18 protein-coding genes and 2 pseudogenes are annotated in these 17,737 nt (G+C 71.8%); 4 read left to right on the forward strand and 16 right to left on the reverse strand.

What is annotated here, in order from left to right; translation table 11 throughout:
- The first annotated feature begins 21 nt into the window (after positions 1-21).
- Positions 22-2,247, forward strand: a complete 2,226-nt coding sequence (gene katG, locus AB0L21_RS17845) for a catalase/peroxidase HPI (protein ID WP_365784954.1) — start codon at positions 22-24, stop codon at positions 2,245-2,247.
- A 98-nt stretch (positions 2,248-2,345) separates the two neighbouring features.
- Here the strand turns inward: katG and AB0L21_RS17850 are convergent.
- The 3 genes and pseudogenes from AB0L21_RS17850 to AB0L21_RS17860 form a co-directional block, all read right to left on the reverse strand.
- A pseudogene (locus AB0L21_RS17850) lies at positions 2,346-2,498 on the reverse strand (heme-binding protein); the annotation flags it as partial.
- Positions 2,499-2,625: 127 nt separating this feature from the next.
- A complete protein-coding gene (locus tag AB0L21_RS17855) occupies positions 2,626-3,609 on the reverse strand; it encodes a serine hydrolase (RefSeq protein ID WP_365705894.1) in 984 nt (327 codons plus the stop codon).
- Positions 3,610-3,629: 20 nt separating this feature from the next.
- Entirely contained in the window at positions 3,630-4,607 is a 978-nt protein-coding gene (locus AB0L21_RS17860) for a LysR family transcriptional regulator (protein ID WP_365784956.1), read from the reverse strand.
- Positions 4,608-4,773: 166 nt separating this feature from the next.
- Between AB0L21_RS17860 and bla the strand changes: the two genes are divergently transcribed.
- Positions 4,774-5,703: a class A beta-lactamase gene (bla, locus tag AB0L21_RS17865; RefSeq protein WP_365705898.1), complete on the forward strand. Its 930-nt coding sequence runs from the start codon at positions 4,774-4,776 to the stop codon at positions 5,701-5,703.
- 85 nt (positions 5,704-5,788) lie between these two features.
- Here the strand turns inward: bla and AB0L21_RS17870 are convergent, their stop codons facing one another.
- The 4 genes and pseudogenes from AB0L21_RS17870 to AB0L21_RS17885 form a co-directional block, all read right to left on the reverse strand.
- Positions 5,789-6,511 (reverse strand): hypothetical protein, encoded by a 723-nt coding sequence (locus AB0L21_RS17870; RefSeq protein ID WP_365784958.1) that lies wholly within the window; start codon positions 6,509-6,511, stop codon positions 5,789-5,791.
- Between the two features lie 77 nt (positions 6,512-6,588).
- A complete protein-coding gene (locus tag AB0L21_RS17875; protein ID WP_365784960.1) occupies positions 6,589-6,990 on the reverse strand; it encodes a VOC family protein in 402 nt (133 codons plus the stop codon).
- Positions 6,991-7,075: 85 nt separating this feature from the next.
- Positions 7,076-7,477 (reverse strand): annotated as a pseudogene (locus AB0L21_RS17880) (amidohydrolase family protein); the annotation flags it as partial.
- Positions 7,452-7,736, reverse strand: a complete 285-nt coding sequence (locus AB0L21_RS17885; RefSeq protein WP_365784961.1) for a hypothetical protein — start codon at positions 7,734-7,736, stop codon at positions 7,452-7,454. The pseudogene AB0L21_RS17880 and the gene AB0L21_RS17885, both read right to left, overlap by 26 nt.
- Positions 7,737-7,961: 225 nt before the next feature.
- Here AB0L21_RS17885 and AB0L21_RS17890 point away from each other — a divergent pair, with 225 nt between their 5' ends.
- Positions 7,962-8,144, forward strand: coding sequence for a hypothetical protein (locus AB0L21_RS17890; RefSeq protein ID WP_365784963.1), 183 nt, complete (start codon positions 7,962-7,964; stop codon positions 8,142-8,144).
- Positions 8,145-8,224: 80 nt separating this feature from the next.
- Entirely contained in the window at positions 8,225-9,115 is an 891-nt protein-coding gene (locus AB0L21_RS17895; protein WP_365705908.1) for an SDR family oxidoreductase, read from the forward strand.
- A gap of 23 nt (positions 9,116-9,138) precedes the next feature.
- Here the strand turns inward: AB0L21_RS17895 and AB0L21_RS17900 are convergent, their stop codons facing one another.
- The 9 genes from AB0L21_RS17900 to AB0L21_RS17940 form a co-directional block, all read right to left on the reverse strand.
- Positions 9,139-10,191, reverse strand: a complete 1,053-nt coding sequence (locus tag AB0L21_RS17900) for an aminoglycoside phosphotransferase family protein (RefSeq protein ID WP_365784965.1) — start codon at positions 10,189-10,191, stop codon at positions 9,139-9,141.
- Positions 10,192-10,301: 110 nt separating this feature from the next.
- Positions 10,302-10,901 (reverse strand): 2'-5' RNA ligase family protein, encoded by a 600-nt coding sequence (locus tag AB0L21_RS17905; RefSeq protein WP_365784967.1) that lies wholly within the window; start codon positions 10,899-10,901, stop codon positions 10,302-10,304.
- Entirely contained in the window at positions 10,898-12,184 is a 1,287-nt protein-coding gene (locus AB0L21_RS17910; RefSeq protein WP_365784997.1) for a SpoIIE family protein phosphatase, read from the reverse strand. Before AB0L21_RS17910 ends, AB0L21_RS17905 begins: the two co-directional genes overlap by 4 nt.
- Positions 12,181-12,984, reverse strand: a complete 804-nt coding sequence (locus AB0L21_RS17915) for an alpha/beta hydrolase (protein ID WP_365705915.1) — start codon at positions 12,982-12,984, stop codon at positions 12,181-12,183. Before AB0L21_RS17915 ends, AB0L21_RS17910 begins: the two co-directional genes overlap by 4 nt.
- A 121-nt stretch (positions 12,985-13,105) precedes the next feature.
- The gene (locus AB0L21_RS17920; protein ID WP_356128968.1) at positions 13,106-13,384 is read right to left on the reverse strand and encodes a hypothetical protein; all 279 of its coding nucleotides are present in this window, start codon (positions 13,382-13,384) and stop codon (positions 13,106-13,108) included.
- A gap of 158 nt (positions 13,385-13,542) precedes the next feature.
- A complete protein-coding gene (locus AB0L21_RS17925; RefSeq protein ID WP_365784969.1) occupies positions 13,543-14,391 on the reverse strand; it encodes a carbohydrate ABC transporter permease in 849 nt (282 codons plus the stop codon).
- Positions 14,388-15,329: a sugar ABC transporter permease gene (locus AB0L21_RS17930; protein WP_365705919.1), complete on the reverse strand. Its 942-nt coding sequence runs from the start codon at positions 15,327-15,329 to the stop codon at positions 14,388-14,390. The genes AB0L21_RS17925 and AB0L21_RS17930 overlap by 4 nt, the downstream gene beginning before the upstream one ends.
- A gap of 47 nt (positions 15,330-15,376) precedes the next feature.
- Positions 15,377-16,675, reverse strand: coding sequence for an extracellular solute-binding protein (locus tag AB0L21_RS17935; protein WP_365784971.1), 1,299 nt, complete (start codon positions 16,673-16,675; stop codon positions 15,377-15,379).
- Between the two features lie 167 nt (positions 16,676-16,842).
- Positions 16,843-17,616 carry a polysaccharide deacetylase family protein gene (locus tag AB0L21_RS17940; protein ID WP_365784972.1) on the reverse strand — a complete coding sequence of 258 codons (774 nt, stop codon included), beginning with the start codon at positions 17,614-17,616 and terminating at the stop codon, positions 16,843-16,845.
- Positions 17,617-17,737: the final 121 nt, after the last annotated feature.

A 17,737-nucleotide genomic window follows, 5' to 3' on the forward strand; every position in this document is an offset into this window, starting at 1 on the left:
GCACAGTTCGGAAGGATTGCCATGACTGAGAACCACGACGCGATCGTCACTGACGCGAAGTCGGAGGAGGGGAGCGGCGGCTGCCCCGTCGCCCATGACCGGGCCCTGTACCCGGCCCAGGGTGGTGGCAACCGCCAGTGGTGGCCGGAGCGGCTCAATCTGAAGATCCTGACGAAGAACCCCGCCGTGGCCAACCCGCTCGACGAGGACTTCGACTACGCCGAGGCCTTCAAGTCGCTCGACCTCGCGGCCGTGAAACGGGACATCGCCGAGGTGCTCACGACGTCGCAGGACTGGTGGCCCGCCGACTTCGGCAACTACGGCCCGCTGATGATCCGGATGGCCTGGCACAGTGCGGGCACCTACCGCATCAGCGACGGCCGCGGTGGCGCCGGGGCCGGCCAGCAGCGCTTCGCCCCGCTCAACAGCTGGCCGGACAACGGCAACCTCGACAAGGCCCGCCGTCTGCTGTGGCCGGTCAAGAAGAAGTACGGCCAGAGCATCTCCTGGGCCGACCTGCTGATCCTCACCGGCAATGTCGCCCTGGAGACCATGGGCTTCAAGACCTTCGGCTTCGGCGGCGGCCGTGCGGACGTCTGGGAGGCGGAGGAGGACGTCTACTGGGGTCCCGAGACTGCCTGGCTGGACGACAAGCGCTACACCGGCGACCGCGAGCTGGAGAACCCGCTCGCCGCCGTGCAGATGGGCCTGATCTACGTCAACCCCGAGGGCCCGAACGGAAACCCGGACCCGATCGCCGCGGCCCGCGACATCCGTGAGACGTTCCGCCGCATGGCGATGAACGACGAGGAGACCGTCGCCCTGATCGCCGGCGGCCACACCTTCGGCAAGACCCACGGCGCCGGCCCCGCCGACCACGTCGGCCCCGACCCCGAGGCCGCCTCGCTGGAGGACCAGGGCCTGGGCTGGAAGAGCACCTACGGCACCGGCAAGGGCGGGGACGCCATCACCTCCGGCCTGGAGGTCACCTGGACCAGCACCCCGACCCAGTGGAGCAACGGGTTCTTCAAGAACCTGTTCGAGTTCGAGTACGAGCTGGAGCAGAGCCCGGCCGGCGCCCACCAGTGGGTGGCCAAGGACGCCCCCGAGATCATCCCGGACGCGCACGACCCGTCGAAGAAGCACCGCCCGCGGATGCTGACCACCGACCTGGCGCTGCGCTTCGACCCGATCTACGAGCCGATCTCCCGCCGGTTCTACGAGAACCCGGACGAGTTCGCGGACGCCTTCGCCCGCGCCTGGTACAAGCTGACCCACCGCGACATGGGCCCGAAGTCGCTGTACCTCGGCCCGGAGGTCCCGGAGGAGACGCTGCTGTGGCAGGACCCGCTGCCGGAGCGCGAAGGCGAGCTGATCGACGACGCGGACATCGCCACCCTGAAGACCAAGCTGCTCGAATCGGGCCTGTCCGTGTCCCAGCTGGTCACCACCGCGTGGGCGTCCGCCTCGACGTTCCGCGCCAGCGACAAGCGCGGCGGCGCCAACGGCGCCCGCATCCGCCTCGCCCCGCAGCGCGGGTGGGAGGTCAACGACCCCGACCAGCTGGCCCAGGTGCTGCGCACCCTGGAGAACGTCCAGCAGGAGTTCAACGCCTCCTCCGGCGCCAAGAAGGTCTCCCTGGCCGACCTCATCGTCCTCGGTGGTGCCGCCGCGGTGGAGAAGGCCGCCAAGGAAGCCGGCTACGAGATCCAGGTGCCCTTCACGCCGGGCCGTGTCGACGCGACCGAGGAGCACACCGACGTCGAGTCCTTCGAGGCGCTGGAGCCGACCGCGGACGGCTTCCGCAACTACCTCGGCAAGGGCAACCGCCTGCCGGCCGAGTACCTGCTGCTCGACAAGGCGAACCTGCTGGGCCTGAGCGCCCCGGAGACGACCGTCCTCGTCGGCGGCCTGCGCGTCCTCGGCGCCAACCACCAGCAGTCGCAGCTCGGCGTCCTCACCACGACGCCCGGCGTCCTCACCAACGACTTCTTCGTCAACCTGCTCGACATGGGGACGACGTGGAAGGCGACCTCCGAGGACCAGACCACGTTCGAGGGCCGCGACGCCGCCACCGGCGAGGTGAAGTGGGCCGGCAGCCGCGCCGACCTCGTCTTCGGCTCCAACTCCGAGCTGCGCGCGCTCGCCGAGGTCTACGCCAGCGACGACGCGAAGGAGAAGTTCGTCAAGGACTTCGTCGCCGCCTGGAACAAGGTCATGGACGCGGACCGCTTCGACCTCGTCTGACCGACCGTTCGCGTTTCGCCTGACCCGTTGAACAGGACGTCCGGGTCCGCCCCGCTGGGCGGGCCCGGACGTCCTGCTGTCCGGCGGGGCCGGGCGCGTCAGCGGCCCAGCGCCGCCGCGCCCGCCCGCGCGTACCGCTCGTCCAGGTCGCCCGACGGAGCGCCCGCGACACCGATGCCCGCGACCGGAGCGCCCTCGGCGGTCACCGGCGTGCCGCCCGCGCTGCCCTGACCGATGTCCCGTAACGCCGGTCGGACAACGCCCCCAGGGGCGCGGGGCTGTGTTCCTGTGCGGCTCCGCCGCGTGGGCGCGGCCGGACCACCCGGCCCGGGGCCGTACGACGACCCGCCCCCCACGGCGCTGACGCGTGGCAGCCGCCTACGTCCGCAGCGCTTCGAACGCCTCCCGCCCCGCCACCCCGATCGCGAGGTCGATGTCCGCAGCCAGCCCCGCCCGCCGCCCCGCCCGGGTCAGCGCGGCGATGGCCACCCGCTCCCCGGACTCCGCCTCGACGACCCCGATCTCGTGCCGGAGATGCAGGAACGTGCCCGTCTTCCCGCTCCACCGCAGCGTGTCCGTCCGCAACTCGCTCGCCAGCCGCTGCGTGAACACCTGGAGCCCCATCAGCCGCCGCAGCTCCGCCGTCGCCCCGGGACCGGCGATCCCGTCGCACCACACGCGCTCCAGCAGGCCGACGAGCGCCGCGGCCGAGCCGGTGTTGGCATGAGCCGGATCCAGGGTCTCGATGGTGTGCCGGCCCGTGCCCTCGTCCCGGACGGCCAGTTCGAGGGCGAGGGAGAAGTCGTTGCCGGCGACACCGGCGGCGCACTCGTACAGGTGGTTCATCCGGTGCCGCACCCGGATCCCGTCACAGCCCCAGGCGCCCAATCGCGCGTCGACGTCCGCCACCGGCACCAGGTCGAGCAGCGCGTCCGCGGCGGCGTTGTCGCTCACCGACAGCATGAGCGTGAGCAGGTCGCCGACGGCCACGGTGGCCGGGTACCGGAAGGCGGCGAGCCCGGTGGGGCCGACGCTGCTGGTGCCGGGGTCCACCGTGACCGGGTGCGCGGGGTCGAGGTCCCCGTTCGCGATCCGGTCCAGCACGACGAGGGCGAGCGGGACCTTCACCACCGACGCCAGGGGAGTCGACTCCTCGATGCCGAAGCCGAGTTGCTCACCGGTGCCGAGGTTCCGGGCGAGGAAGGAGCCCCGGACGCCGAGCGCCGCCCAGTCCGCGGCGATGGCCTCGGCGACCTCGAGAAGAGCACGGTCGTCGCCGACGTACACCGGCCGGTGCACCGGTGCCGTGCTGATCGGTGAGCGCCTTGCCGTGTCCATCGGCGAGCCGCCTGCTGTGTTCATCCGCGGGCCCCCTGCTCCGCTCATCCGCGAGCCGCCAGCCGCGCGCGAACGTCCTCGCCACCGGCCCCCAGCCCCGGGCCCCGACGCCCGGCAGGTACCGCGCCCACAGCCGCCGCGAGCAGCGTGACCAGCCAGCTCGGCACGGCTTCCGAGCCGTCGCGGCCCGGGGCGGCGCTCACGTCGTACCCCCGGTGCAGGGCGTGGTCGGCCAGGGGTGTCCACGGGGCCCCGTGCTGCCGCGCGAACGGCTCGGCGCACAGCAGCAGCGCGCTCCCGGCCAGTGTCTCGGCGAGCGCGGTGGCCGCCGGCCCGGCCGGCCGTATCCGGCTCTCGGGCAGACCGGCGCGCGCGGCGGCCCGCAGGAACCGGTCCTCGAAGGACGGCAGCTGGTCCTCCGTCAGGAGCAGCAGCGGTGCCGGGGCCGTGGGCCGGGCACCGCGACCGCGGCGCGGCCGTAGCTCTTCCAGGTGGACCGTACGCCGCGAGCCCCCGCTCCCGCCGCCCTCCGGCCCCGGCGCGGACGCCAGCCCCAACGGCACCCGGAACGCGGCCTCTTCCGGAGCGGCCCGCACCAGTGCGTACCCGAGCGAGCCGTCGGCCAGCCCGGAAGCCCGCTCCAGGGGCGGCAGTTCCCGCATGCCGAGGGTGATCCCGTGCTCGGTGCCGGCGCGGATGGCCCGGGCCAGCGCGGCCGGGGCGCAGTCCGCGGGCACTCCGACGGCGCACACCCGGGACCGCCGGGCCGAGCGGGCGACCTGCCGCAACCGCTGGGCCCGGTCCAGCACGTCCCGGGCGTACGGGAGCAGCAGCATCCCCAGTTCGGTGGTCGCGATCTGCCGCCGGGACCGGTCGAAGAGCGAGCCGCCGAAGTGTTCCTCCAGCGTCTTGATACGGCGGCTGAGCAGCGGCTGGGCGATCCCGAGCCGGTCGGCCGCCCGGGAGAAGCTCGCCTCGTCCGCTGTCGCCACATACGCCTCTAGGTGTGCCAGGAGATCCACCCTGCACTCATATCAATTCGGCATGGGACCTTCAAAGTTCTCTCTTGGACATGAGCGGGTCCCCGCTGTTTCGCTGTCCCCGTCGACGGCCGCCGGCGAAGACGGACGCCGGAACCGACGCCGAAGACCAACCCCGATGACGGGCCGACCTGGGAGGACTTCACGCATGAGCGACCTCGACCGCCCCATCCGGCTGCCGCGCCGCCGCCTGATCAAGGCCGGCCTCGCGTTCACCGGCGCCGCCATGACCACCACCGCGCTGTCCGCGCCCGCCGCCTCCGCGAGCCCGGGCGCCGAGTCGCGCGCCGGACACCCTGAGCTGGCCGAGCTGGAGCGACGCTACGGCGCCCGGCTCGGCGTGTACGCGCGCAACGTGCGTACCGGGCGGACCGTGTCCCACCGGGCGGGGGAGCGGTTCGCGATGTGCTCCACGTTCAAGGCGTTCGCCGCCGCGGCGGTCCTGCGTGACCAGGCCGATCGCGCGCCGCTGGACCGGGTGGTGCACTATCCGCCGCACGACATCCTGCCCAACTCCCCGCGCACGGAGGAGAACCTGGCGACCGGCATGACCGTGGCCGACCTCTGTGCGGCGGCGATCCAGTACAGCGACAACGCGGCCGGCAACCTGCTGCTCCGGGAACTGGGCGGCCCGGCCGGTCTCACCCGTTTCTACCGGTCGCTCGGCGACGGGGTGAGCCGGCTCGACCGGTGGGAGCCGGAGCTGAACACCGCCATCCCCGGGGATCCGCGCGACACGACCACCCCGGAGGCGATCGCCACGAGCCTGGAGCGCGTCACCCTGGGCCGGGCGCTGGCCCGCGTCGACCGAGAGCGGTTCGTCGGCTGGCTGAAGGGCACCACCACCAGCTCGGCACGGTTCCGCAAGGGGCTGCCGAAGGAGTGGGTCGTGGCGGACAAGACCGGTACCGGCGACTACGCGACCGCCAACGACATCGGCGTGGTCTGGACGACCCGGCGGACGCCCTTGGTGCTGGCGGTCCTGTCCGGCAAGAGCACCCCGGACGCCCCGGTGGACGAGGCGCTGATCGCCGACGCGGCGGCCATCGTCGCCCGCGCCCTCGCCCCTGGCGAATAACTCCGGGCAGCCCTGCGGGAATTCAGTCAGCGGGGGAAGGCGCTTTCCACCACTGTTCACCATGCCATGATCTCGAAGCGGTCGCTCAGCCGACCAGGTCGCCGGGGGACACCGGCTGGACCTCCCGGTCCGCCGCGGCCAGCAGGTCGGCGATCAGCTCCGGCGACCCGCCGACGTAGGTGCTCACCAGATCCACGTCTCCACCCACGATCCAGGCGCGGTCCTGCGGCCACCACAGGTCGGGAAGCTCGGCGAACTCGTCCAGGGCCACCGGGGCGACGGCGTCGGCCAGCCGGCCGGCCAGCAGGATCTCGTCCCGGCCCGGCGTCGCGAACGTCCGTAACCGGCCCCAGTCCCGGCGGCCGTACCCGCTCCACAGCCCGAACCAGCACCGGTCCTGGGTCCCCGTGTGCCGGGCCAGGACCGGCAGCAGCGCCCGCGCGACATCCGGCGGGGTCGGCCCCTCCCCGGGATGCTCGTCCCACACGCCTAGCAGGCCGTGGTCGGAGCGGTTGACGTAGTCCTGGTCCGCCCCGATGACCTCGTGCCAGCGGGTGACCGGTGTGACGCGCGCCCCGTGGGCGGCGGCCACCGCCGACCAGCGCACCGGCCGCTCGTCCAGGTGGGCCGGGTGCAGGATCCGTGCGTAGGCGGCGGAGCCCGGCGCGGTGACGCCTGCCACCGTGCCGAACGTGCCCTGTCCCGGTCCGGTCAGCCAGTCGGCGGGGGAGAGGTCGCCGGTCTGTACCCGCAGCCGGCCGTACCGCTCGGGTGCGGGGTCCTGGCCGGCCAGGGGGTGGTCGTTCACCCCCACAGTGTGCCGTGCCGCCACGCGGAGCGGCCGGCCGGACGGGCCGGGACCGAGGCCACGGCCCGCCCGCTCGCTCAGGACTCGGCCGGCTGCGGGTGGCTGCCGTAGGGACGAGTGATGATCTCCATGCCGTGTCCGGCCGGATCCATGAAGTACACGCCTCGGCCGCCGTGGTGGTGGTTGATCTCGCCCGGCTGCTTTCCGTGCGGATCGGCGTAGTAGGTGACACCGGCCTGCCGGATGCGGGTGAAGGCCGCGTCGAACTCCTCGTCGGAGACGAGGAAGGCGTAGTGCTGCATGACGATCGACTCCGCCGGGATGGTGGCGAAGTCCAGGGTCACCCCGTTGCTCGTGGCGACGGGGACGAACGGGCCCCACTCGGGTCCGACCTCCAGCCCCAGGACGCGGGCCAGGAACGCGGCGGACTCCCGGTTGTCCCGGGCGTGGACGATGGTGTGGTTCAACTCGACTGACATGAGTGGAATGCCTCCGAAGGCAATCTCACAGGCACCTCCATGCCTCACCCGGCCGGTGACCGACACGCGGTGCCGTACGACGATCTTACCAACCCGGTGCCGACGGGTCCCGGTGCGCCACATGCCCCCCGGTCACCGTCAACACCACTGGCGCGTCGGCGAGTTCCTCGGCGGACGCCTGCACGGGATCCACGGACAGCGCGGTGAGGTCGGCGCGGCAACCGGGCGCGATCCGGCCGGCGACGTCCGCCTCACCGGCGGCGGCCGCCGCATGGCTGGTGCAGCCCTCCAGCGCCTGTGCCGCCGTGAGGCCCGGCCGGTGCGCCGCCACGCCCTTGGGCCGGCGGGCCGTCGCCAGCACGGCCCGCACGTCGTAGTGCGCGATGGGCCAGTCCGAGCCGAGGGCGACCGTGGCCCCGGCCTCCCGCAGGTCCCGCAGCCGCCAGGCGCGGGCGGCCCGGTCACCGCCCAGCCGGCGCGACCACTCGAAACAGCAGACCGGCCAGGGACACGGGCAGCCAGGGCACATCGGAGCCGAACAGGGATCGGAGCCGAACAGTGATACGTCCGGCGGAAGCGGTGGGCCGGGTCGACGCCCGGGCGGGCACGTACGCCTGCCAGGGGGACGTGGTGGACACGCAGGGCACCGCTGCCTTCTCGCAGGTGTCGGTGACGGCCGGCAGGACCTGGGTCCCGGCCATGGTCAGCACGATGTGGGCGCCGTCCTCGTCCGCCGGTTCGCGCACCGCCCGCCGGGCGGCCTCGGCTCCGAGCGGGGCTTGGCCTGGGTCGCCGGCCGTGCGTACCGGATCACCCGGGACACCGAGGAAGCGGAACGTCGGCTTCGGCCCCGCCGGAGCGAAGGACCCCCGAGTTTCCCAGTACCGGCAGTAACATGATCACCTGGTTCCGGGTGTACCAGTCAGTCAACTCGGCGCCGTCCCCGCGACGCGCCCTGCCCGGAGAAGTCCATGTCTTCTGTCAACGACGCGTTGGAAAACGCGCGCTTCACCTACGAGCAGCACATGCGGACCTGCCGCCAGTGCCACGCCGATGCCGCGCCCTGTGCCGTGGCGAAGCACCTCCTGCGGATCTACAACCTCGCCCGCAGGGACCGGATGCGGACCGGCGGCCCGGACGCGTCCACGACCTGACCGGCGCGCGTCCGCTTTTCGCCCGTCGCGAGGAGGGAACCCGGTGGCCTGTCCCGTCCCCCGAGACGCAGGAGGCCACCGTGACGGACCAGCAGGGTGATCGTCCGAACCCGGTCACACAGCACGCCCGCCCCGACTTCCCCTCCCAGGACCAGCCGCACCCGGGCTGGACCGGCCCGATGGACCCGCCGCCCGACCACGGCGAGGAGTCCTACCGCGGCGCCGGCCGTCTCGACGGCCGCAAGACCGTGATCACGGGCGGGGACTCCGGCATCGGCCGGGCGGTGGCGCTCGCCTTCGCCCGCGAAGGCGCCGACGTGCTCTTCACGTATCTCGCCGACGAGGAGGAGGACGCCCGCGAGACGTCCCGGCTGGTGGAGGACGCGGGGCGCAAGGCGCTCGCGGTGTCCTGCGACATCCGCGACGAGGACAACTGCCGGTCGCTGATCGACCGGGCGGTCGCCGAGTTCGGCCGTATCGACGTCCTCGTCAACAACGCCGCCTACCAGATGTCCCAGCCCGAGGGCATCGAGGCGATCAGCACCGAGCAGTTCGACCGAGTGATGCGGACCAACCTGTACGGGATGTTCTGGCTCACCAAGTTCGCCCTGCCGCACATCCCGGCCGGTGGCTGCGTCATCAACTCCACGTCGGTGCAGGCGTACAAGCCCAGTCCGCACCTGCTGGACTACGCGATGACCAAGGGCGCGATCGTCACCTTCACCCAGGGGCTGGCCCAGATGCTCGCCGAACGCGGCATCCGGGTCAACGCCGTCGCGCCGGGACCCGTGTGGACCCCGCTCATCCCGTCGACCATGCCCGACACGGCGGAGTTCGGTAAGCAGAGCCCCCTCGGCCGCCCGGCCCAGCCCGCCGAGCTGGCCCCCGCCTATGTGTATCTCGCCTCGCCCCAGGCGAGCTACATCACCGCCGAGATCCTCAACGCGACAGGCGGCACCCCGCTGCCGTGACCGGCGCCCCGCCAGGGGAGCGGTCAGCCGGCCCGGAACGGCGGCTCGACCAGGAGTTCCAGCAGCCACGCGGCGCTCTCCGCGGCCCCCGGCTCGGCGCCGCCGGAGGTGCCGGGGAACATCCGGCCCCAGGAAGCGGCCCGGCCCAGGGCGCTCAGCCGCCACGCGAGTTCCGCCGCGCGCCGCAGTTCCGCCGACGTGCGGCCGTCGCCCGTCCACGGCTCCAGATAGGCGTCGAGCAGCCGGGGCAGCACCTGCGGCCCGTAGCGGTCGCAGGCCCGCTCGACGGGGACGCGCAGGCTGCAGAACGGGTGGGAGACGGCGGCGTCGCCCCAGTCGAAGAAGGTGAACCGGCCCGGTGCCGGCCGGAACAGCTGGCCGTCGTGCAGGTCCGCGTGGTCGAGCGTGTCCGCGATGCCGGCGGAGGCGAGTTCGGCACACCAGTCCGCGACCCGGGGCCGCAGGCGCTCCAGCTGGGCGCGCTCGTCGGGGGCCAGCGCGGAGTTCCCGGCCAGCAGCTGGTCGAACACCTCGGGCAGCAGGAGGGTCCGGGCGGCGGGTACACCGAGCCGCTCGATCTCGGGCGCGTGCGGGACCAGGTCGGACTGCATGCGCGCGTACTGGCCCAGCAGGGCTTCCCAGTCGCGCGGCCCGACCGGCTCCCGGTCGAGCACGGCCCGGAACAGATCGCCGCCGTCGGGCAGCAGCGCCCAGCCGCGCCCGGCGTCGACGGCCAGCGGGCGCAGCACATGCTCCGGCACCCAGCGGGCCAGTGCGGCGGCCAGCGGTCCCTCGAACGCGCTGGCCGGCGGATTCGCCTTGAACCAGACGGCGGCCTGCCCAGCGATGGAAGTCCGTTGTCCCGCGAGGGCCGCCCGCCCCCCGACCGGCACCCGGATCAGCACCGACCACGGACGCAGCCGTACCTCCAGGGCGCCCTCCGCGCGCAGGTCGTGCGCGGTGAGGTGGCCGGCCACCCAGTCGAAGGCCGCTGTACGCCAGGACCCCCGCTCCCACGGCGTCACCGCGTCCGGGTAGCGCCCTCGGTCCACCACCGTCGTGTCGTCCACTCGCATCGCCCCATCCCAGCATCGAGCCGGACGGTACGGCCAGCGGTTTTCGCCCGCCCCGGCCGGGCTGCCGTGGTCCGTGAGCGGTTCCGTTCGAGGGACACCGGGACGGCACCTCAGTACTCCCGCGTCCGGTGCACCTCGCCCGTGCCCAGGGTGATCACCGCCCGGGGGCGCATGGGACCGTCGTCGCGCCGGGAGAGCAGGACCACCTCCTCGACCAGGGCCGACAGCGCACCGAGCCGCACGGCACACTCGGCGGCCAGGCGGTTCGGGTCCTGGGTGCGGCCGAGGGAAAGATGCGGGGTGAAACGCTCCCCGCGTCCCTGACAGAACGGGAACCGCAGCCTCAGCTCCCGGTGGAGACGGGCCCAGGGTGCCGGGTCGACCGCGGCCGGGTCGAGCCACACCGTGGCGTAGTGCCGGTGCCGGAAGGAGCGCACCCCGGCCAGGCGCGCCGTGAACGCCGTGCTCCGTGCCGCCCCGGCGGAGAGCAGCGGCAGGGCCCGCTCGAACTCCTCCTCCGGTACGAAGCCGAACAGCAGATTCACGTGCGGCGGCCACCGGCGTACCTGCGGATCGTGTTCCCGGCGGATCTCCTGGATCGTCGGCCAGAGCTCCGGCGGCGGCAGCCACGCCACCGCGGTCCGCGGCGTCGGCGGCACCCTCAGCGCGTCCGCCGGTTCGGCCCCGCCGGAAGCCGCATACCCGTTCACCTGGCCATCGTCCCGGACAGGGCGGTGCCGGAGTGACGCGGGCGTCCCAGGGCGAGGAGGGCGGTGTCGTCGTCGAGTCCGTCGCCGAAGCTGACGAGCAGGCGGATGAAGGCATCGATCACGGTGCGTGGGTCCGCGGGGGCCAGCTCGGTGGCGAACGACTGCAGCGCGTCGTAGCCGTACAGGTCGCTCTTCTCTCCCGTGCGCGCCTCGGTGAGGCCGTCGGTGTAGAGCAACAGCGTGTCGCCGGGGTGGAGAGCGGTGCGGATCGTCGTGAAGGACGCTTTGGGGAAGGCCCCGATCAGCAGCCCCCCGGGCGTCGGCAGGTACTCGGCCCGGCCGTCCGCCCGCAGAAGCAGCGCGGGCGGGTGTCCGCCGGAGGCCAGCAGGACGCGGACATTCTGCCCTTCGGACTCCAGGGTGCCGAAGACGGCGGTGCAGTAACGAGGGTCCGCGCCGGCGTAGCGTTCGAGCAGTGCGGAGTTGAGGGTGGACAGAACGGCTTCGGGATCGAGCGCGTGCAGAGCCGCGGTGCGCAGGGTGTAGCGGACGAGGGAGGTCGCTGCCGCGGCCTTCGGGCCCTTTCCGCAGACGTCCCCGAGGAAGAACGCGAAGCGGTCGTCGCCGAGGGGGAACAGGTCGTAGAAGTCACCGCCGAGCTGTATCGGGGAGGCCGTGTGGTAGTAGGCGGCGGTTTCCACGCCGGGCACCGCCGGAAGAACGGCCGGGAGCAGGCTCTGCTGCAGTACGGCCAGTGCCTCGCGCAGCTGCTCACGGTCGGCCTCCGCCTGGCGGCGGGCCTCCTCGGCCGCGCGTCGGGCGCGCAGCAGCTCGGTCTCGTAGGAACGCCGGTCGGTGGCATCGAAGACGGTCGTGCGGATCAGCAGGGGACGGTCGTCGGCGCCGCGCTTCACGGTCGATGTGATCAGCACCGGAAGCCGGGACCCGTCCGCGACCTTCATGTCCAGCGCTATACCACCCGCATGACCCTGCATGCGCAACAGCGGTGCGTAGTGGGTCTCGTGGTACAGCTTGCCGCCCACGGTCAGCAGGTCGGCGAAGTGCCTGCGGTGCACGACCTCCTCCCGGGAGAGGCCCAGCCAGCCCAACAGGGTCTTGTTGACCTTGACGATGGTGCCGTCCATCAGGGTGGACAGGTAACCGCAGGGGGCGGACTCGTACAGCTCCTCCGTACTGTCCTCCAGCAGGGCGGTGACATCCGTACCGATGTGTGGCCGTGTCTCCCCGGGGGGTCGAGGAGCTGGGCCGGTACCGGACATCAGCCCAGCTCTTCCACGAACGCGGTGATCGCCTGCGCGGTGGCTTCGGGAGCGCTCAGCTGCGGGCAGTGGCCGGTGGCGGCCAGCGTGATCAGGCGGCTGCCGGGAATGGCGGCGTGGACGTACGCCCCGACCTCCCGGGGCGCGATGACGTCCTGCTCGCATTCGAGGACCAGGGTGGGGACGGTCACCGTCTTCAGGTCCTGGCGGGCGTCGGAGAGGAACGTGGTGCGTGCGAAGACGCGCGCGATGTCCGGGTCGGTGGCGCAGAAGCTGTTGGTCAGCTCCGCACCCAGTTCCGGCCGGTCGGGGTTGCCCATGATGACCGGGGCCATGGCCGCGGACCATCCGAGGTAATTCGCTTCCAGCGACTCCAGCAGCTCGTGGATGTCCGCCGCGGTGAAGCCGCCGCGATAGTCCTCCTCGTCGATGTAGGACGGTGAGGGGCACACCATGACCAGGGAGCCGATCCGGTCCGGTATCGCCGCGGCGGCCAGGACGCCGACCATGGCGCTGACCGAGTGGCCCACGAACACGGCGTCCCGCAGGTCCAGCTCCTCGCACACGTCCACCACGTCCTGGGCGTAGCCGTCCAGGGTCGCGTAGCGCTCCTCCTGCCAGGCGGTGAGGTCGGAGCGGCCGGAGCCGACGTAGTCGAACAGCACGACGCGGAAGTGCCGCGCCAGGCCGGGAGTCACAAGGCGCCACAGGTTCTGATCACAGCCGAAGCCGTGCGCGAGGATCATGGTCCGACCGGTTTTCGGCCCGATGACCCGGACGTTGTTCCTGCGGAGGATGCCCATCTCCCCATCCTCCCACGTCGGCGGCCGGACACGGGTTCCCGCGTCGGTCGGGGGTCCCCGCCGTCGAGCGGGGGCGCCGGGACAGCGCCGCCCCGCCGTGGCGGCGCTGTCCCCGACGCGTTCAGCCGGCCTTCTGCCGTTCGCGGAGCTCGTGCACGTTGGCGGCGGTGAGGGTGCCGTCCTGCTGTTCGTAGTGGGAGAGGGCGAGACCCAGACCGAAGAAGGTGGGTGCCCATTCGCCGACGAAGATGCCCCAGCGGTCGGCGCGGTCGAGGCCGGTGCCGGGTTCCATCTTCAGGGAGCCTATCCAGGCGGCCACCGTGAGGCCGATGGAGGCCATGCCGGCCATGTAGGCGTGTTCGCTGCGGATGCCCATCTCGTGCATCTTCTTGATGATCATGGCTTGCTCCAGGTCACATGCCGGTGGTGTGGGTGTTGCGGTCGCTTCGACACCCACCCGATTGCCCGATTTACCGAGAGGCATGTCCGTTTAATGCTGTTTTGTCGCATTTCTTGATTGTCGTTTCAACATGCCACCGCGGCAGGGCTCGGAGCGGGTCAGTCCTTCACCGCTCCGCCCAGCCCGGAGACCAGCCGTCGTTGCACGAGGACGAAGAAGACCAGCACCGGAACGGTCATCACCGTGGACGCCGCCATGACCCCGCCCCAGTCCGGCTCCTCGGGCTGGAAGAAGACCAGCAGGGCCATCGGCAGGGTGGACTGCGAAGTGTCGCTGATGATGAACGACTTGGCGAACAGGAAGTCGTTCCAGGCGGAGATGAAGGAGAACACGCTCGTGGCCACCAGGCCCGGCAGTACCAGCGGGAGGAGGATCTGCCACAGGAAGCGGGCGCGGCTCGCCCCGTCGAGGTACGCGGCCTCCTCCAGGGACTCCGGAACGGCCTTCACGAACCCGCGCAGCATCCAGATCGCGAACGGCAGCGAGAAGGCGATGTGCGGCAGGATCAGGGAACCGAGCGTGTTCAGCTGACCGAGGTCCCGCATGAGGAAGAACAAGGGGATGGTGAGCGCCTCCACCGGCACCATCTGGGCCACCAGGAACATGATGAGCAGGGTGGTCCGGAAGCGGAACCGGAACCGCGTCACGGCGGTCGCGGCGAGGAAGGCGATCAGCGCGGAGGCGATCACGACACTCACCGCGACGACGAGGCTGTTGACCAAGTACCGGCCGAATTCCTGCTGTTCGAACACGCGCCGGAAGGAGTCCAGCGAAGGCGACGCCGTCCAGGGCCTCGGCTCGGTGGACTCGATCTCCCCGGCCGGTCTGAACGCGCCGAGCAGCATCCAGTAGAGGGGGAAGGCGACGACCGCGGCGACCAGCAGCGCCGTCACCTCGGCGGCGAGCCGCCAGGGCCGCCGTACCGCCGGACCGTGTATAAGACTCACCACTCCTCCCCTTGACGGCGCAGCAGCCGCAGATATCCGAGCGTGATCGCGAGCAGGATCAGCAGCATCACGACGCCGATCGCGGACCCGAGGCTGTACTGCGACGACGCGAAGGCCTTCTGGTACGCGTACACGTTCAGGACCAGGTTCTGCCCGGCGATGCCGCCGCCGCCCGTCATCACGTAGATCTGGGTGAAGACCTTGAAGTCCCAGATCACCGACTGGACGGTGACGATGACCAGGATCGGCCTCAGGACCGGCGCCAGTACCGAGCGCCAGATCCGCCACTGCGAGGCGCCGTCCAGCGCGGCGGCCTCCAGGATCTCGGCCGGCACCGCGCGGATGCCGGCGTAGACGGTGACCATCACGAACGGGAAGGAGCACCACACCACTTCGAGCAGGACCAGGAGGAAGGCGCTGTAACGGCCGTAGGTCCAGGAGAAGTCGCCGATGCCCAGGAGACGGTTGACCGGGCCGAAGTCGGGGTCGAAGAGGAACAGCCAGACCGTCGAGCCGGTGATGGTCGGTGTGGCCCACGCCCCCAGCGCGGCCAGCATGAGAGCGAGCCGCGGGACCGCGCGGACCCGGGTGAGCAGGACGGCGAGCGCGCAGCCCACCGCCAGTGTGCAGACCACACAGGCCGCCGCGAAGCCGACCGTCGCCAGCAGCACCTGCCAGAACTGGTCGTCGGCGAACAGCTCGGTGTAGTTGGCCAGGCCCCGGAAGCGGGTGGGTTCCCCGCCGCTGACCTGGGCCTGGGTGTACTCCAGGAACGAGATCAGGCCGAGCTGGTAGACGGGGTAGGCCAGCAGGCCACCCAGAACGAGCAGAGCGGGTGCCAGACAGAGCCAGGGCGTCCACCCACCCGAGCGGCCCGAGGCTGCGTTCGCCGCGCGGCTACCGCCGCGTGGGCGCGACGCGCCACGAACCGCCCGCACGCGCCGACGCTCCACACGTCCCGTTGCCGAAGGCGCCGTCACCCGGCTCACCTGGCGGCTCCGAACGCGTCGTCCATCTTCTTCGCAGCGTCGGCGGAAGCCGCCGCCACGTCCTTCTTGCCGCTGACGATCTCCTGGAACATGGTCGGCAGCACCAGTGAGGAGTCGATCTGGGCCCAGGCGGGCGAGGCGGGTACGAACCTGGTGCCGGCGGCGAGTGTCTGGACGAACGGCTTCACGTACGGCTTCCCGGCCGCGGCCTGCTGCCGTACGTCCGTGAAGGTCGGCAGGAAGCCCATCGCGTCGAAGAGTTCCCCTTGCGTCGTCTTCGAGGCGAGCCGCTTCATCAGGTCCACGGCGAGCGTGCGGTGCGACGTGCTCTTCAGGACGCCGATGTTGTTGCCGCCCGCGAACGCCGGCGCGATCGAGCCGGGCTTCACCCCCGGCAGCGGCACCACCGCGTACTTCCCCTTGACCTTCCCGGCCTCCACGGCGGCGTGGCTGAAGTCGCCGCCGATCGCCATGGCCGCCTTCCCGGAGGCGAACGCGGTCACCGTGTCGTTGCCGCCCATGCCCGCGCACTTGGCGGCGGGACAGTTGTCGTCGCCGAAGAGGGAGGTGTACGCCTCGATGCCCTTCCGGGCGGCCGGGCTGTCGATGGCGGAGGAGTACGCACCCCCCTTCTTTGTGGCCAGATCACCGCCGTTGGCCCAGATGAAGGGCATCGCTCCGTAGGTGTAGGCACCGCCGACGGCCAGGCCGTACAGGCCGGGTTTCGCGGCCCGGATCCTCCGCGCGGCGGAGATCAGCCCGGCCTGCGACTTCGGTGCGTGGAGGCCGAGTTCGCGGAAGACGTCGGTGCGGTAGTACAGCGCGCGGACGCCGACGAAGTACGGTGCCCCGTAGACCTTGCCGTCCACGGTGACCGACTGCCGGGCGGTCGGATCGGTGTCCTCGGCCTCGCTCCAGGCGTTGAACTCCCGGGTGACGTCCGCGAGTCCGCCGTCCCGCACATAGCCGGCGGTGTCGGTGTTGCCGTACTCGATGACGTCGGGCGCGGAATCCGGGTCGTTGAAGGCCGCCTTGACGCGCTGGGCGCGGGTCTCCACGGGGATGTACTCGACGGTGACGTCGGTGCCGCGGTGCGCCTTCTCGAAGCCGGCGATCACCGCGTCGACGACCCGCTGCTTGGGCTGGTTGTCGACCTCCTGGAAGAGCCAGACGCGCACGGTGCCGGTCTTCTCGTCCTTGCCGGAGGCGGAGGTACCGGAGGTCTGGGGCGCGCAGGCGGCGACGAGGGCGGTGGCGAGCGCGGTGAACCCAACAAAACGGACGGACAGCTTCATGCAGAGCTCCTCCGATGAGGCGTTGCAACATGCGCAATGGCGGTTTCGCTGTGCACAACACATCGGAGGCTAGGGACTGCAAGAACACGCCACAAGAGGTCTCCACCACTCTGTGACCGCCGGACGCACCCCGTGCAACGCCCGCCGCCCGCCGGGCGGTCCGGCGGTCAGCGCACCGGGAAGCCGAAGGCGTACCCCTGCTGCTTCAGCCGGGGCAGCAGGGTGCGCAGGGCCGTCACCGTCTGGGATCGGTCGCCGCCCGCGTCGTGGAAGAGGATCGTGGGCCCGCCCGGCAGCTCTCGCTCGACGGTCGCGATGATCGCGTCGCTGCCCGGCCGCTCGAAGTCCTTGGAGTCGACGTTCCAGCCCAGCGGCCGCATCCCGTGCGAGGCCGCCAGCTTCCGGCTGTACGGGGTGAACGCGCCGCCCGGGGCCCGGTAGTACATCGGCCGTACCCCGCCCGACGCCCTGGTGATCTGCCGCTCGGCGTCCACGATCTGCTGCGCCTGGTAGGCCGGGGACTTGGTGTCCATGGTCGTGTCGTGCGACACCGTGTGGTCGCACAGCCGGTGCCCGGCGGCCACCACCTGCCGGACCAGCTCCGGGTGCGCCTGGGCCTGGGTGCCGACCATGCAGAACGTCGCCTTCACGCCGTTGTCCCGCAGCACTTGGAGCACCTGCGGGGTCCAGACCGGGTCCGGGCCGTCGTCGATGGTGATGTTCACCGCGTGCTCGCCCCGGTCGGAGGCGTGGGCGATGGCGGCGGACACGGACCGTGCCTTGGGCGCGGCGGCCCGGGCGGAGGTACCCGGTGCGGCCGGCGCGCCGCCGGTCTGGCCGGCCTGCGCCGTCCACACCGAGGTGGCGGCGGCAACCGCCGTGACCCCGACCGCCGCCGCGACCACCCGGCCGTACCATCCCCGTCCACCATGCCGCGCCATGTCCGTCCGCCCCCTGCCGTGCCGATGCCTGTGCTGTGCCGATGCTCTGTGCACCCGTTGCACCTGGCAGGACGGCAGGAGTTGAGCGAAGGATCCGTCTGTTACGGATCACGGACAGTTC

The organism is Streptomyces sp. NPDC052721 (assembly GCF_040678315.1).
In the GTDB taxonomy this organism is placed as follows: Bacteria; Actinomycetota; Actinomycetes; order Streptomycetales; family Streptomycetaceae; genus Streptomyces.

Excerpts from the sequence above, each read along its gene's own strand:
- katG (WP_365784954.1), top strand. The coding sequence starts at position 22 with ATGACTGAGAACCACGACGCGATCGTCACTGACGCGAAGTCGGAGGAG.
- AB0L21_RS17855 (WP_365705894.1), bottom strand. The coding sequence starts at position 3,609 with ATGAACACAGCAGGCGGCTCGCCGATGGACACGGCAAGGCGCTCACCG.
- bla (WP_365705898.1), top strand. The coding sequence starts at position 4,774 with ATGAGCGACCTCGACCGCCCCATCCGGCTGCCGCGCCGCCGCCTGATC.
- AB0L21_RS17875 (WP_365784960.1), bottom strand. The coding sequence starts at position 6,990 with ATGTCAGTCGAGTTGAACCACACCATCGTCCACGCCCGGGACAACCGG.
- AB0L21_RS17890 (WP_365784963.1), top strand. The coding sequence starts at position 7,962 with ATGTCTTCTGTCAACGACGCGTTGGAAAACGCGCGCTTCACCTACGAG.
- AB0L21_RS17900 (WP_365784965.1), bottom strand. The coding sequence starts at position 10,191 with ATGCGAGTGGACGACACGACGGTGGTGGACCGAGGGCGCTACCCGGAC.
- AB0L21_RS17915 (WP_365705915.1), bottom strand. The coding sequence starts at position 12,984 with ATGGGCATCCTCCGCAGGAACAACGTCCGGGTCATCGGGCCGAAAACC.
- AB0L21_RS17920 (WP_356128968.1), bottom strand. The coding sequence starts at position 13,384 with ATGATCATCAAGAAGATGCACGAGATGGGCATCCGCAGCGAACACGCC.
- AB0L21_RS17935 (WP_365784971.1), bottom strand. The coding sequence starts at position 16,675 with ATGAAGCTGTCCGTCCGTTTTGTTGGGTTCACCGCGCTCGCCACCGCC.
- AB0L21_RS17940 (WP_365784972.1), bottom strand. The coding sequence starts at position 17,616 with ATGGCGCGGCATGGTGGACGGGGATGGTACGGCCGGGTGGTCGCGGCG.